Genomic DNA, 15,598 nt, shown 5'->3' with positions numbered 1-15,598 from the left:
GTCCTCAAGCCGAAATATTTTCAGACGAATTATCTTTTTGGGGTTTCTCAATAACAGTTACGCCAATAATGTCTCGATAGACCACTCCAATGAGGTTATAGATCATTGGGAGCATCCAAATAAGACCAAGTCCGAAAGGAATTATAGCGACAAACAGTAACCCCAGAATAATAAGAAACAACAGAATAAATTTGGGAAGTTTAAAATGCGTTATTTTTATCGAGTAGTACAATGCACTTAACGGCCCCACCCCTCGTTCAACGACTAGCGGCATAGCAAGACTCAAAATTACCGTAATATAAAGCGATACTAATATTGCAAAATTAGGGTGAACCAGCACCATTAATTCACTGACCAGTATGCTAAGCAAGCTGCTAATAACGGCAACGGTAATGAGCGGAAGCAGTACATTGAATCCGTTAAAAACATCGGCTGTTTTTGTTTGAATGCCAACGCTATGTTTAATTCCCATTAGCATCAACCCGCCAAGTAACGGTGCGCTTATAACAGCCTGAAGAATACTGGCAAGATATTGAATTTGCGCCGAGCTTTCTATGGCGTCAATTGAGAATACGCTCATTAAAGCCAGGACCATAAGCACGTTAATGCCTAACAAAATTAAGAAACCACCAATCAAAGACACTAAGTTTGACTTGGTTACATTAAACGACTGCTCTAATACTTGCCGCACTGAAAGCTGATAGTTCCCTTTTAGGGCGTCAATCAGTGAGCCTCCAATGACTACTTTGTTATCATCCACAGAAATTCCCACACTTTTTTTAACAGTAAGATAAACTAGCGCCCGATATACTAGAGTATCCATTGACGCGATCCAATTTAAATCGACAGAACAATTTGAGGCAGGCATGAAATCACAGAAAAAGCGACCCGCCAATCCTAAGTTGGTTTTGCTAAACAAGCCCTACGGTGTGTTATCGCAATTTACAGGTGAGGAAGGCGACCAAACATTAAAGGCTTTCATCCCACATAATGATGTCTACCCCGCCGGACGATTGGATAAGGACAGTGAAGGCCTGCTTTTGTTAACCAACGATGGCGTTTATCAGGCGCGCCTGGCAAATCCTAAATATAAAGTATGGAAAACTTACTGGGTTCAAGTCGAAGGTGAACCCAGTGAAGAACAACTGGAGCAGTTACGAAATGGCGTTGAATTGAACGATGGAATGACGCGTCCAGCCGAAGCCTTTGTAATGCCCGAGCCAATGAACTTATGGCCACGGAATCCTCCAGTCAGAGAGCGTAAAACGGTGCCTGACACCTGGCTTTGCATTAAAATTCGTGAAGGTAAAAACCGTCAGATTCGCCGTATGACAGCGCATGTTGGACTCCCTACTCTGCGCCTTATACGTGCGGCAATTGGTCCGTTTCAGTTAAAAACGCTGCAGCCGGGCGAATGGCGTGAAGAACCGCCTGTTTGGTAGTTACCTGAGCTACCCTAGCGCGGCCTAAAATGATAGAATGCGCAGCCAATTCAGGAGTTACAGTCAGCCAGGTCAGTCTATGTCAAATGCCAGTAAAAAAGTCATTGTTGGAATGTCAGGAGGAGTCGACTCTTCCGTATCAGCCTATCTTCTTCTGCAACAGGGCTATCAGGTCGAAGGCCTGTTTATGAAAAACTGGGAAGAAGATGATACTGACGAATACTGCGCTGCATCCGAAGATTTAGCCGATGCCGAAAAGGTTTGCGAAACACTCGGCATAGAGCTGCACACAATCAATTTTGCCGCAGAGTACTGGGACAACGTGTTCGAGTACTTTTTGGAAGAATACAAAGCCGGGCGAACACCGAACCCGGATATCATGTGTAACAAAGAAATTAAATTTAAGGCCTTTCTGGAATTTGCCGCAGAAGCATTAGATGCCGATTACATTGCGACCGGACATTATGTGCGTCGTCAGCAGAACGACGGAAAGTGGGAAATGCTGCGCGGTTTAGACAGTAATAAAGACCAAAGCTACTTCCTTTATACGCTAAGCCATGAGCATATTGCACAAACTTTGTTTCCGGTTGGCGAGCTGGAGAAATCAGAAGTTCGGAGAATTGCAGAAGAGCAAGGCCTTGTTACAGCGGATAAAAAAGACTCTACAGGTATTTGCTTTATTGGCGAGCGCAAATTTAAAGACTTTCTCCAGCAGTACCTGCCGGCAAAGCCCGGCCCCATTGAGTCTGTCGATGGCGAACAGTTAGGTGAACATGAAGGTTTGATGTACCACACTCTGGGTCAGCGTAAAGGCTTACACATTGGCGGAATGGCCGACACCTCCGGCGAACCCTGGTACGTTGTCGATAAAGACGTAGAGAGAAATGTGCTTATTGTTGCGCAGGGAAAAAATCATCCCCGCCTCTATTCTCAGGGACTTATTGCCGGGCAACTGCACTGGGTGAGTCGTACCACACCATTAAAGGCTTTCGATTGTACGGTTAAAACGCGCTATCGCCAGCAGGATATACCGTGCAGGGTTACTCCGCTTGATAACGGCGACTTTCAGGTTCAGTTTAAAGAGCCTGTTGCAGCGGTAACGCCAGGACAATCCGCAGTATTCTACAGCAACGACGTTTGCTTAGGTGGCGGCATTATTGAACAGCGCATTACCGATTTTGAGGTCAAGCTATGAATGAGTGGCAGCAGCGAGTAATTGCTTTAGCTGGTATGTCGTTAAGTGCTATGGCCGTGCAGAAGCTGGCTCGCAGTGGAGAACTTTACCCTGAGTCTATTACCAACACTTTGGTCCACAGTCTTCTGCAACAAAACCCTGACAACATAGAAGATATTTACGGCGGTCTGGAGAATATTCAACCAGGCATTCAGGCATTTATTCGTCAGGCCGGAAATAATAAAAATAAAGATTTAGAGGTCACCCGCTATTTAGTTGGATTGATCCACCTGTCCCGGCGCTTACTTAAGCAGCCCGACGTACTTAATTTACTGGGCGAACGTATCGCTCAGGTAAAACGTCAGAAAGAAGAGTTTGAATTTGAAGATTATCGCGTACAGCAAAGTTTTGCGGGAATTTATCGCGAATTGATAAGTCCTCTGGGACAGCCTATTCGAATTAATGGTAACCCGGAATTTTTGAAACGGGACTCTAATCAAGACCACATTAGAACCTTGTTGCTGGCCGGCATTCGCAGTGCCGTGCTTTGGCAGCAAGTAGGCGGCAAACGTCGTCATTTCGTATTTTCAAGAAAGAAAATGTTAGATACAGCGCAGCAATTGTTGCATGTCGCATAAAAGATTAATGACTTAATTAACTCTCGGAGAGCCAGTTTATGTTGCCCTTTTCTTCACTAACCGCAGTGTCACCTGTCGATGGACGATACGCTTCAAAAGCAGAAATGTTACGTCCTATTTTCAGCGAGTACGGACTGATTAAATTTCGTGTCACTGTTGAGGTTCGTTGGTTGCAGTTATTAGCCGAAGTCGATGGCATTAAAGAAGTGCCGGCATTAAGTGAAGAAGCGACACAAATACTGAACGCCATTGTTGAAAACTTCTCAGTAGAAGACGCTGAACGCATAAAGACCATTGAGCGCACAACCAATCACGACGTGAAAGCGGTTGAATACTTCCTGAAAGAACAAGTCGCTAATAATGAAGAACTGAATAAAGTATCCGAATTCATCCACTTTGCCTGTACTTCAGAGGACATTAACAACCTTTCTCATGGCTTAATGCTGAACACAGCTCGTGACGAAGTATTAGTACCGATGATGCAGGAATTAGTTGATCGGGTTAAAGAGCTGGCGAAAGAACACAAAGCCGTTCCTATGATGGCCCGTACGCACGGCCAACCGGCAACGCCAACCACAATGGGCAAAGAGTTTGCGAACGTTGCTGTGCGTCTACAACGTCAGCTGACGCAGCTTAAAGCTGTAGATGTCATGGGTAAAATCAACGGTGCTGTCGGTAACTATAACGCGCACCTTGCGGCCTACCCTAATGTCGACTGGCATCAAATCTCAGAGCAATTTGTTACGTCACTCGGTTTAAGCTGGAACGCGTACACGACTCAAATTGAGCCTCATGACTATGTTGCAGAATACTTTGACGCACTGGCTCGCTTTAATACAGTACTTATCGATTTTGATCGTGATGTCTGGGGTTATATTGCTTTGAACCACTTTAAACAGCGTACTGTTGAAGGTGAAGTTGGCTCTTCAACGATGCCTCATAAAGTGAACCCTATCGACTTTGAAAACTCCGAGGGCAACCTGGGTATTGCTAATGCGGTTATGCAACATTTGGCTCAGAAGCTGCCTATTTCCCGCTGGCAACGTGATCTGACTGATTCTACCGTTTTACGTAATTTAGGTGTAGGTGTTGCGCATGCCGTTATTGCATTTCAGGCAACGTTAAAAGGTTTGAGTAAGCTGGAAGTTAATGAAGCCCGTCTGGCAGCTGAGCTTGATGAAAATTGGGAATTGATGGCGGAACCGGTGCAAACCGTTATGCGCCGATACGGTGTTGAAAAGCCGTACGAAAAGCTTAAAACCTTAACTCGCGGAAAACGCATTACCAGCGATGATCTTGCGAAATTTATTGACTCTTTAGACGTGCCAGATGCTGCTAAAGATGAAATGAAAGCTTTAACACCAGCTAACTATATTGGCCGCGCAACTCAGTTTGTTGATGATCTTGTATGAAATTAGCTTTTGATAAAGACGATTTTTTAAAAAACTACTGGCAGAAAAAGCCTTGTCTTATTCGACAAGGCTTTGCTGATTTTACGGACCCTGTCAGCCCTGAAATTCTAGCTGGACTGGCCATGGAAGAAGGCGCCGACTCCCGGGTTATTGAGTCACAGGCAGATACAGAATCTGGCTGGTTGGTTACTCATGGCCCGTTTGAAGAATACGAGCAGTTTGGTGAGAGCCACTGGACCTTATTAGTTCAATCAGTAAATGAGTGGCTGCCAGACGTTGGCGAATTGATAACGCCTTTCCGTTTTCTTCCGGATTGGCGCATAGACGATGTCATGGTCAGTTTCTCATGCGAAAACGGTGGTGTTGGTCCGCACTTGGATCAGTATGACGTTTTTATCATACAGGGAGCCGGTTCCCGACAGTGGCGCGTTGGTGAGCGACAATCAATGCGGGAGTGTCAGCCAGCAGCCGACCTTTGCCAGGTAGAAGGTGAGTTTAAAGCCGTTATTGATGAGCACCTGAAAGCCGGTGACGTTTTATATATTCCCGCGGGCTGTCCGCATGATGGTGTTGCCTTAGAGCCTTCGCTCAACTACTCGGTTGGGTTCCGGGCGCCGTCAAAAGCAGAGTTATTATTGCAGCTGGGCGATATTGCCATGCAACAGGAGTCCCTTCAGGAACGATACCAGGATCCAGAAATTGGCAGCGACGATACTTCCTGGGAAATTGAAGAAAAGCAATTAGCCGCCTTAAAAGGCTTTTTGAAAGAAGCCCTTGAGAGTGACGAAACAGACAGGTTACTGGCGAGAATTGTATCGCAGTCAAAACGCCCTCTTCCCGAGCCAGAATTGCCAACAACAGCAGCGCAAGTGCCAGACTTATTGGCGCAACCGAATGCATTCATTGAGAAAGCGTCCGGTGCCCGTTTCTTAAAACTGAGTCAGACCGAGTTTTATGGCAATGGGGAAGCTTTTAGGGTAATCCCGGAAGCTTTACCCACAGCAGAATGGCTGGCTCAACTGCAAGGCTCAAAATCCGCATCGGAGCTTTCGAAACGAGTAAATTTAACGGCACAGGCTGAGCTAGTTGCTGAAATGATAAATCAGGGAATTATCTACTTATACATTGAAGAATCCTGAGCGATTCTGTGTAAACAAGAGTTGATAAACACCCGTTTGAATTGCTGAATTTATTCACTTAATAAAGTAGCGCGAGCCCTATCTAAATGGTAATGTTCGCGCAATTTTTGAAGCAATGAGGAATTGAAATTCATGTCTCTATACGAGCATCCCGAATTCGATCATCACGAGCAAGTTGTCTTTTGTCATGATCAGGAATCAGGCCTAAAAGCCATTATTGCAATTCATGACACAACTTTAGGTCCAAGCCTTGGTGGTACCCGTTTGTGGAACTACGCTTCATCGGCCGAAGCTTTAACCGATGTGCTGCGCTTGTCGCGCGGTATGACTTATAAAAGTGCTATGGCCGGCTTACCTCTGGGTGGCGGTAAAGCGGTTATTATTGGTGACGCCAAGAAAATTAAAAGCGAAGAACTGTTCCGCGCATACGGTCGTTTTATCGAGTCATTGAGCGGCCGTTATATTACTGCAGAAGATGTGAACATTCGTACCGAAGACATCGACATGGTTGCGAAAGAAACCAGTCATGTTGCCGGAACTGCTGATAAAGCTGGCGATCCTTCACCTCATACAGCACTGGGCACTTATCTGGGTCTTAAAGCTGCGGCAAAACACAAGTTAGGCAGTGAAGATCTTAAAGGTGTAAAAATAGCGGTTCAGGGCCTTGGTTCTGTTGGTTATGACTTTGCTAAGTACTGCGCAGAAGACGGTGCAGAGCTTATCGTTACCGACATTAACGAAGAAGCTATAGAGCGTGCCGTTAAAGAACTCGGCGCGAAAGCTGTTGGTTTGGATGAAATCTACAGTGTTGATGCTGACGTCTATGCGCCATGTGCGCTGGGTGCAACCATCAATGACGAAACGTTAAAACAACTTAAAGTTAAAATCATTGCCGGAAGCGCCAATAACCAGTTAGCGAACCCTAAACACGATCAAGCAGTAAAAGATATGGGTATCCTTTACGCACCTGATTACGTGATTAATGCCGGTGGTGTCATTCATGTGTGTTCAGAAGCCGCTAATATGAGCTTAGAAGAAACCGATAAACGTGTTCGTGGTATTTACGACACCCTGGATCAGCTTTTTGCTCGTGCAAACGACGAAGACCGCCCTACCGGTGCAGTTGCTGACCAAATGGCTCGTGAAATTATAGCTAAAGGTAAGCAGTAAACGTTGCTGCAAATAAAAAGCCTGATTTAACTCAGGCTTTGTAAGATGATTTCAAGCGGGTGTTTCACCCGCTTTTTTTCTATCCGTTTTATTTGAGACCGGCATGAGAACCCGGTTACCAGCACACCGCTGCTGCCGTATTGCTGAACTGCCTGCTGCCACCCCATTTCATAAAGGCCGAAGCTGTCACTCTGGTTCTGTTTTTCGTGACCAAAAGTTCCCGCCATACCACAACAACCAACATTAACGATATCCAGTGTTAACCCTAATTTACTGAACAATTCTTGCCATTGTTGCGCCGACTCTGGAACAAAGCTTTGCTCTGTACAGTGCAATAGCAGTCCATAATTGCTGGTGCTGGTTGGCCCGGCTTTCTCAAAGTTTAGCGTGCTTAACCATTCAACTACGGTCATTACCTCAACCTCTGGCAACTGACCTCCGTTTGATTTTCGGTATTCATCTCTGAATATCAAGGCCGTAGAGCTGTCTGGCCCAATCAGTGGAATTCCTGCATCAGAAAGCGGTTTAAATTGCTCAGTAACTTTAGTCGCCGTTTTGTCGAAATCACTAAGGAAACCTTTGACATGCTGTGCTTTACCATGCCCTATAAAAGGCAGTAAAACCGGAGTAAAACCGAGCTTCTTAATGAGTCGCCCCAGCTTTAATACAAAGTCAGCCTCATAGAATGTGGTAAAAGGATCCTGCGCAATAACAACCGCCTGTTCGCGTTCTCTTTCAGTTAAACTCAGAACTTGTTCTGTTGTTAGCTCAACGAGGCCGTGACGCTTCCATGCAGTTCTCAAATTGGGCGTTGAAAATAAAGGGGTATCGACATAACCCACACCGTACTTAAGAATAACCCGGCTTATAGGGTTATTAATCAGCAAATTACTCAAAACAGGGAACTTACTTGCAAGAGGCGCCGTTTTTTCTATGCCCTTTACTAAGTAGTCCTTTAATGGACGAGCGTATTTACTGTAATAATGATCGTAAAAACGCGCACGAAATGTTGGGACATCGACATTAACCGGACACTGATTCGTACAGGCTTTGCACGCCAGACATTTATCCATCGACTGTTTTACTTCATGACTAAAATCGCTTCGCCCTGTAAGTCGGTTTAGCTGGCGTTTAGCAAAGCTTACCGGCTGAGGCCTTTGAGTGGCGTCATAACCCGCGTTATGGGTCAACCGTAACCATTCGCGCAGAAGCCCTGCCCGACCTTTAGGAGAATAACGACGGTCCCGTGTGACTTTATACGAGGGGCACATAGCGGACTTGGGGTCATAATTGAAACACAAGCCATTACCGTTACAGTCCATTGCATTTTTGTAGCTGTTTCTGGTTGCTATTGGAATCTGCCTGTCAAAAAAGCCTCGTTTTACTGCGTCAACAGAGACTAATTGCGCATCCGTATTCAGAGGCGTGCAAATTTTCCCGGGGTTCAATTGGTTAAACGGGTCAAAACTCGCCTTAATTTTCTGCAATTCTTTATAAAGGTGCTCTCCAAAAAAAGCGGGGGCGTATTCGGAGCGATAACCTTTTCCGTGCTCGCCCCACATGAGTCCGCCATACTTCTGGGTTAATTCTGCCACCTGGTCACTAATTTCTCTAAGCAGGATTTCATCGTCCGGCTCACACATGTCCAGGGCTGGCCGTACGTGTAAAACACCGGCGTCTGCATGCCCGAACATTCCGTAGTGCAGGCCTTTAGCATCTAATAGCGCCCTAAACTCATTAATAAAGTCAGCCAGTTTTTCAGGAGGAACCGCCGTGTCTTCGGCAAAAGCAACGGGTTTACGTCGGCCTTTTGTCGCACCTAATAAACCCACCGACTTTTTACGCATAGCATAAATCAGCTGTATACTCGGCAGGTCATCGCAAATTTGATAACCAATAACACCTTTGTTGTCTTTGCTTTTAATCAGTTTATCCAGACGTTTGGTTAACGAACCGACCTTCTCGTCTATTTCCTCTTGATCAAGCCCGGTAAACTCAACCATGTTGATACCGTCCATCCGCTGACCTTCAACATCGGAAAGTAAAGGTTCAACCGACTTCCAAATGATATCCTCACGAGCAAGATCAAGCACCGTACTGTCAACGGTTTCTACTGAAGTTGCTTTAGCTTCCACTAAGAAAGGAGAATTCTCTAGTGCAGACTGAAAGTTTGAATATTTAACATTAACCAGCACTCTGTGCTTAGGAATGGGAGTGATATTCAGCTTAGCTTCGCTGACAAAGCCTAAGGTCCCTTCCGAGCCTGCGATGACTCGAGAAACATCAATTTTTTGATCTCCAGGGTCATAGGCATGCTTTAAATCGTAGCCGGTCAGGAACCGGTTTAAAGGCGGAAACTTTTCACGAATATGAGTTTCTTCACCAACACAGGTGTCTATCACCTGGCGGTAAATGCGAGCTATTCGATTGTCCTGGCGAGCGATACTTTCCGCTTGCTCTAGCGAAACCGGACCGCTGTCTAGTACATGCCCATCAAGTAATACGGTTTTCAGGCCAAGAATATGATCACTGGTTTTACCGTAAACTAACGAGCCCTGACCTGAGGCGTCGGTATTAATCATGCCACCCAGAGTCGCGCGATTGCTGGTAGAAAGGTCAGGTGAAAAAAAGTAGCCCTGAGGACGTAAAATATCGTTGAGTTTATCTTTAACCACACCAGCCTGAACTTTAACCCAACCTTCCTTCGGGTTAACTTCAAGCACTTTATTCATGTGTCGGCTTAGATCAACCACAACACCTGAGGTTAATGACTGTCCATTAGTGCCGGTTCCGCCGCCTCGGGGAGAGAACTGCACACTGCTGTTACTCTCCTCACCAGCAAGCTTCATTAATAAAACAAGGTCGGCATGATGCAGTGGGTACAACACTGCCTGAGGCAGACTTTGATAAACGCTGTTATCCGTAGCCGCAATTAAACGGCCAGAGTAACTGACATCAATTTCACCAGCGAACCCCGACTCTTTTAACTGCTCTATAAAGTGCCGGTAGTTCTCTGGTAAAGCGTTTTCAGCAGCAACCTTGGGTAATACTGTCATTTTTACAGGTGGTCCGCCAAGTACATCCATGTCTCAATAACGGTATCCGGGTTCAGTGATACCGAATCGATCCCCTGTTCTACCAACCAGGCGGCAAAGTCAGGATGATCTGATGGTCCCTGACCACAAATACCGACGTATTTACCGCGCTTCTTGGCCGTTTGAATGGCCATTGCCAGCAGCTTTTTCACCGCTTCGTTACGCTCATCAAATAAATGTGCGATAACGCCGGAATCACGATCCAGACCTAAAGTTAACTGGGTTAAGTCGTTAGAACCAATTGAGAAACCGTCGAAGATGTCGAGGAATTCGTCTGCCAACAGAGCGTTAGAAGGCAGCTCGCACATCATAATTACGCGTAAACCATTTTCGCCCTGAACCAGTCCCTGTTCGGCCAGAAGTTCAATAACCTTGCGACCTTCTTCAAGAGTTCTGACAAATGGGATCATGATTTCGATATTGGTCAGACCCATATCGTTACGAACGCGTTTAATTGCTTCACACTCCAGTGCAAAGCAGTCGCGGAATTCTTCAGAGATATAACGAGATGCACCACGGAAACCCAGCATTGGGTTTTCTTCGCCAGGCTCATACTGCTTTCCGCCGATAAGGTTGGCGTATTCGTTCGACTTAAAGTCAGACATACGCACAATGACGCGTTCGGGTGAGAATGCGGCACCTAAGGTAGAAATGCCTTCAGCTAAACGTGCTACGTAGTATTCGCGAGGGCTGCTGTAGCCGGCCATCATACTATCAATCGTTTTCTTCAGCTCATCACTTTGCTGCTCGTAATTTAGCAAGGCTTTAGGGTGAACGCCTATCATTCGGTTAATAATAAACTCCAGGCGAGCCAGGCCAATACCGGCATGGGGCAAGCTGGCAAAATCGAACGCTCTGTCGGGGTTGCCCACGTTCATCATAATTTTTAAGGGTAGATCTGGCATAGCATCAATTTGTGACTCAGTGATATCAAAGTCCAGTTCGCCCTGGTAGATATAACCTGTGTCGCCTTCAGCACAAGAAACCGTAACCGCTTGTCCATTACTGATATGGTCAGTTGCATCACCGCAACCAACAACCGCCGGAATGCCAAGTTCACGGGCTATAATAGCGGCGTGACAAGTACGGCCACCACGGTTAGTCACAATGGCAGCAGCGCGCTTCATAATCGGTTCCCAGTCAGGGTCGGTCATATCGGTTACTAATACGTCGCCCGGCTGGACTTTATCCATTTCACTAATGTCATTCAGAACACGAGCAACACCACGGCCAATACGCTGGCCAATAGCACGGCCAGTACAGACAACGTCACTTTTGGCTTTTAGTGCAAAGCGTTCAATAGCTTGCCCTTTTTGGTTTGACTGAACCGTTTCGGGGCGTGCCTGAACAATATAAAGTTTGCCGTCAATGCCGTCTTTTGCCCACTCGATGTCCATTGGACGACCGTAGTGCTCTTCAATAATCAGAGCCTGTTTAGCCAAATCTTCAACTTCTTCATCGGTTATCGAGAAGGTCAGACTTTTCGACTTTTCGATGTCTTCAATGACTGTCTGCTTTCCATGCTCTCTGTCGTCAGAGAAAATCATCTGGATTTTTTTGCTGCCGAGCGTTCTACGCAGTACTGAAGGACGCCCTGCTTTTAACGTTGGCTTATGTACGTAGAATTCGTCCGGATTAACAGCGCCTTGTACGACCATCTCACCAAGACCGAAAGATGAGGTAATGAAAACAACATCGTCAAAGCCTGATTCAGTGTCAATGCTGAACATAACCCCGGAAGAGGCAATGTCACTGCGGACCATACGCTGTATACCTGCTGACAAGGCAACACCGCGGTGGTCGTAGCCCTGATGAACACGGTATGAAATAGCGCGGTCGTTAAACAAAGAGGCGAATACGTGCTTAATAGCTTCCATAACGCTACCCAGACCACGTACGTTCAGGAAGGTTTCCTGCTGGCCGGCAAACGAGGCATCCGGCATGTCTTCAGCCGTTGCGGAGCTGCGTACCGCAAAACTAAATTCATCGTTATTTTCGCTAAGTTCGGAAAAAGCGTCCTTTATGGCAGCTTCAAATTCCGGTTGGAACGGCGTATCGATGATCCACTGACGAATTTCCTTACCAGCCTTTGCTAAGGCCTGAACATCGTCAACATCAAGTGTGTCGAGCAAATCGTGAATACGATCGTTTAAGCCGCTTTGCTCCAGAAACTGGTTATAGGCGTCTGCCGTTGTCGCAAAACCGCCGGGAACTTCAACCCCTGCTCCGGCTAAGTTACTGATCATTTCACCCAGTGAGGCATTTTTACCACCGACTCGGTTTACGTCCTGCATTCCCAGATGTTGGTACCAAACTACGTATTCTTGCACGTCACAATCCTTAATTGATTTTTTCGGCATGGAAGTGACTACTATTTTACACGCTGCGGCCCAACAAGTTAATATCGAACCTTCAATCGCTTAAAAAGAGATCCGCCTGTGCGCTATGCGTTTTACATTTCTGACGGTACGGCACTGACCGCCGAGGCCTTTGGTCACGCGCTTTTATCGATGTTCCCTGTCACTTTTGAACACAAAACATTGCCTTTTATCGATAATCAGAAAAAAGCCGATGACGTGTGTAAAACAATAAAAAAGGCCGTTTTAGACAGTGGCGAGCCTCCTTTAATCTTCCATACTTTCGTAAATGAGAAGCTGAAAGCCAAGATCACCGACTGTGGCGGCATATGTTATGACTTTCTGGATCATTTCATCGCGCCAGTAGAAAAGGAGCTGGGAGTTAAAGCTCAACCTAAAACGCATCGTACCCATGGCGTACATAAAAACTACAACTTTCGAATAGATGCGATTAATTATGCTCTGGATAACGATGACGGGAAGCGCCTGAATCAACTGGATAAAGCCGATTTGATTTTAATTGGGGTGTCTCGTACGGGGAAAACACCAACCAGCTTATACCTTGCCATGCAGTATGGTATTAAGGTTGCGAACTATCCGTTGACCGATGATGATGATTTTGAACGGTTACAATTACCTAAAGAACTGAAACTGCATCGTCATAAGTTATTTGGTTTAACCCTCTCTTCACAACGGCTACATGAAATAAGAAGTCAACGACGAGAAGGCAGTCAGTACGCCTCAATGGCTCAATGCCGATTTGAACTTGCAGAAGTGGAAAGGCTTTATAGCCGCGAGGCTATACCATTTATTAATTCAACGCACTATTCCGTGGAAGAAATTGCGGCAAAAATTCTGGCTAAAACAAACCTAGAGCGGCATCGCTATTAATGCCGCCCTATTCTTTTTGGGACAATGAAACTAGTTAGCGTTGGTGCTTTCAAAAATTTTGTCTGCTGACGCTGCGACAAAGCCGGTATACAGCTTGCCGTTTTCAATTTCGTAGCGCTTAGCAAACTCATAGAAGCAGCTGGGGATCTCAGCAGTCTTGTCAGAAAACTCAACCGGGTGGCGATCGGCCATGGTTGATGACTGTTCCAGGTAAACTTCCGGAGAACCTTTAATTTCGCCACCAGAGTCATTCAGTTTGAAGCCATTGTCTTTCAACTTCTGGTTCACTTGTTCAAGAGACTCATATCCGGGCAGTTGATTCACACTGACCGTGAAGTGGTTGGCGCAATAACCAAACGCTGCCATCCAGGCTGCGTACTCACTTTCTTCTAACAAAGCCTGATAATCAGCGTGGCTGACTTTCCAATGCGTCCCTGAGTACAAGAAGTCTGACTTTTTCGTGTCTTCAACTGACACTTGAGCCACCATGTCTTTCACTTTCTTTTGCAGCTCTTCTGAGAATTCAGCAGTCATCAATTCGCTGATAAACACTTTTGGTAGTTCGGGGTCTTCATGCTCAAAATGTTTTGCACGAAGCTTCTTCGCTTCAAAGTGGTAATCACCACCTTCTTTATAGCCCAAGTCTAAAAAGTGCTGAGCCAATACTTCTAAGCCTACTGGACTGATATCGAAGGTACGAAAGGCAACGTGATCATTCACTATAGGATGCCCTTCTCCTAAAATTTGATGAACCTTCTTTGCTGAAGGTGTCCGTGATAAATAATCTTGCCACAAGTTTTCAAATAACACTTCTACCTGTTGCGACATACAACAATATACCTCTTAAATAATCGGTTAAAGGAGACTATCAGCCCTCGCCGTTGCGGGCTGCTTTTAATGACTCGGCGACTAAGAACGCCAATTCTAACACTTGATCAGCGTTCAGTCGCGGATCGCATTGTGTGCGATAACGGCTGGATAAATCCGCTTCACTGATGCGGTAAGCGCCACCGGTACATTCGGTAACATCCTCACCTGTCATTTCTAAGTGAATACCACCAGGGTAAGTGCCTTCCGCCTGATGAATGGCAAAGAAATGTCTTAATTCTTTATGTATGGCGTCAAAATTGCGAGTTTTCAGACCGTTATCCGCTTTAATGGTATTGCCGTGCATTGGGTCACTGGACCACACTACGTTTCGGCCTTCCTGCTTAACCCGACGTACCAGTTCCGGCAGCTTATTGGCCAGATTGTCAGCCCCCATACGGGTAATAAGCGTTAAACGACCAGGCTCGTTATCAGGGTTCAGTATGTCGAGTAGTGCAATAAGCTCGTCGGCTGGCATGGTTGGGCCTACTTTCACACCAATCGGGTTATGAATACCGCGCATAAACTCAACATGGGCTTGATCCAGCTTGCGGGTACGCTCACCAATCCAGACCATGTGCGCAGAACAGTCATACGGAAGCCCTGTTAAGGTGTCTGTGCGCGTCAAAGCTTGCTCGTAAGGCAATAATAAAGCCTCATGAGAGGTGAAGAGTGACGTCTCATGAATGGTTGCGTTGTTATCTGCGTTTATTCCCAACACTTCCATAAAACGCAAAGCAGACTGTATTTCTTCGGCAATTTGTTGGTAGCGTTCTTTTAACGGGTTTGACGCGAGAAAACTTAAGTTCCACTTATGCACTTTATGTAAGTTGGCCAAACCACCCTGTGCAAATGCACGAAGTAAGTTTAAAGTTGCTGCAGAATGGTGATATGCCTTAAGCATACGTTCAGGGTCGGGTTGACGAGCGGCGTCGACAAACTCTGGTCCGTTAATGATATCGCCACGATAGCTGGGCAAACTTAGATCACCGACAGTTTCAAAGTCACTTGAGCGCGGTTTGGCGTACTGGCCTGCCATACGAGCCACTTTTGTCACCGGACAGGAGCCTGCAAACGTCATGACGATGGCCATTTGCAGAATCACTTTAAAGGTGTCACGAATTTTAGGGGCGTTAAAATCACTAAAAGATTCTGCGCAGTCACCACCCTGTAACAGGAAGCCTTCTCCTTCACAGACATTCTTAAGCTGGTTTCTTAGCGCCCGTATTTCTTCAGCGAATACAAGAGGCGGAAACTGACTAAGCTGCTGTTCTACAGCGTGTAATTGCGACGGATCTGAGTATTTCGGCTGTTGTTCAATTGGCTTATCGCGCCAACTGCGCGCACTCCACTGGGCCATAACAAAAATTTATCCGTTTTATCGGTGAGTAAGAACTAAGAATGTACCGCTGT

General features: G+C 46.0%; 12 protein-coding genes. 7 read left to right on the top strand and 5 right to left on the bottom strand.

What is annotated here, in order from left to right; genetic code table 11:
- Positions 1-4: 4 nt before the first annotated feature.
- A complete protein-coding gene (locus K5X84_RS06170) occupies positions 5-760 on the bottom strand; it encodes a hypothetical protein (protein ID WP_222235344.1) in 756 nt (251 codons plus the stop codon).
- Positions 761-866: 106 nt separating this feature from the next.
- On the opposite strand from K5X84_RS06170, the gene K5X84_RS06165 reads away from it, so the two are divergent.
- The 6 genes from K5X84_RS06165 (at position 867) to K5X84_RS06140 (ending at position 6,975) form a co-directional block, all read left to right on the top strand.
- On the top strand, positions 867-1,442 hold the full coding sequence (locus K5X84_RS06165) for a pseudouridine synthase (protein WP_054487714.1): 576 nt from the start codon (positions 867-869) through the stop codon (positions 1,440-1,442).
- A 79-nt stretch (positions 1,443-1,521) separates the two neighbouring features.
- A complete protein-coding gene (gene mnmA / locus K5X84_RS06160) occupies positions 1,522-2,637 on the top strand; it encodes a tRNA 2-thiouridine(34) synthase MnmA (RefSeq protein WP_222235343.1) in 1,116 nt (371 codons plus the stop codon).
- Positions 2,634-3,254, top strand: coding sequence for a high frequency lysogenization protein HflD (gene hflD / locus K5X84_RS06155; RefSeq protein WP_222235342.1), 621 nt, complete (start codon positions 2,634-2,636; stop codon positions 3,252-3,254). Before mnmA ends, hflD begins: the two co-directional genes overlap by 4 nt.
- Before the next feature lie 41 nt (positions 3,255-3,295).
- Positions 3,296-4,666 carry an adenylosuccinate lyase gene (purB, locus tag K5X84_RS06150; RefSeq protein WP_143441134.1) on the top strand — a complete coding sequence of 457 codons (1,371 nt, stop codon included), beginning with the start codon at positions 3,296-3,298 and terminating at the stop codon, positions 4,664-4,666.
- Positions 4,663-5,805: a cupin domain-containing protein gene (locus K5X84_RS06145; RefSeq protein WP_222235341.1), complete on the top strand. Its 1,143-nt coding sequence runs from the start codon at positions 4,663-4,665 to the stop codon at positions 5,803-5,805. Before purB ends, K5X84_RS06145 begins: the two co-directional genes overlap by 4 nt.
- 132 nt (positions 5,806-5,937) lie before the next feature.
- The gene (locus K5X84_RS06140; RefSeq protein ID WP_054487703.1) at positions 5,938-6,975 is read left to right on the top strand and encodes a Glu/Leu/Phe/Val dehydrogenase dimerization domain-containing protein; all 1,038 of its coding nucleotides are present in this window, start codon (positions 5,938-5,940) and stop codon (positions 6,973-6,975) included.
- A gap of 26 nt (positions 6,976-7,001) precedes the next feature.
- Here the strand turns inward: K5X84_RS06140 and ydiJ are convergent, their stop codons facing one another.
- Together ydiJ and ppsA are read right to left on the bottom strand one after the other, a co-directional pair.
- Positions 7,002-10,031 (bottom strand): D-2-hydroxyglutarate dehydrogenase YdiJ, encoded by a 3,030-nt coding sequence (ydiJ, locus tag K5X84_RS06135; protein ID WP_222236956.1) that lies wholly within the window; start codon positions 10,029-10,031, stop codon positions 7,002-7,004.
- A gap of 2 nt (positions 10,032-10,033) precedes the next feature.
- Positions 10,034-12,400 carry a phosphoenolpyruvate synthase gene (ppsA, locus tag K5X84_RS06130; RefSeq protein WP_222236955.1) on the bottom strand — a complete coding sequence of 789 codons (2,367 nt, stop codon included), beginning with the start codon at positions 12,398-12,400 and terminating at the stop codon, positions 10,034-10,036.
- Positions 12,401-12,508: 108 nt separating this feature from the next.
- On the opposite strand from ppsA, the gene ppsR reads away from it, so the two are divergent.
- Positions 12,509-13,318 carry a posphoenolpyruvate synthetase regulatory kinase/phosphorylase PpsR gene (gene ppsR / locus K5X84_RS06125; RefSeq protein WP_222236954.1) on the top strand — a complete coding sequence of 270 codons (810 nt, stop codon included), beginning with the start codon at positions 12,509-12,511 and terminating at the stop codon, positions 13,316-13,318.
- A 30-nt stretch (positions 13,319-13,348) separates the two neighbouring features.
- Here ppsR and K5X84_RS06120 read toward each other — a convergent pair whose 3' ends face one another.
- Both K5X84_RS06120 and K5X84_RS06115 read right to left on the bottom strand, forming a co-directional pair.
- Positions 13,349-14,146 (bottom strand): DUF1338 domain-containing protein, encoded by a 798-nt coding sequence (locus K5X84_RS06120; RefSeq protein ID WP_054487695.1) that lies wholly within the window; start codon positions 14,144-14,146, stop codon positions 13,349-13,351.
- 40 nt (positions 14,147-14,186) lie between these two features.
- Entirely contained in the window at positions 14,187-15,545 is a 1,359-nt protein-coding gene (locus K5X84_RS06115) for a class II 3-deoxy-7-phosphoheptulonate synthase (protein WP_054487693.1), read from the bottom strand.
- Between the last annotated feature and the right edge of the window lie 53 nt (positions 15,546-15,598).

Source organism: Idiomarina abyssalis (assembly GCF_019797805.1).
Classification (GTDB): domain Bacteria; phylum Pseudomonadota; class Gammaproteobacteria; order Enterobacterales; family Alteromonadaceae; genus Idiomarina; species Idiomarina abyssalis.
This window is presented reverse-complemented; position numbering and strand designations above follow the sequence as displayed.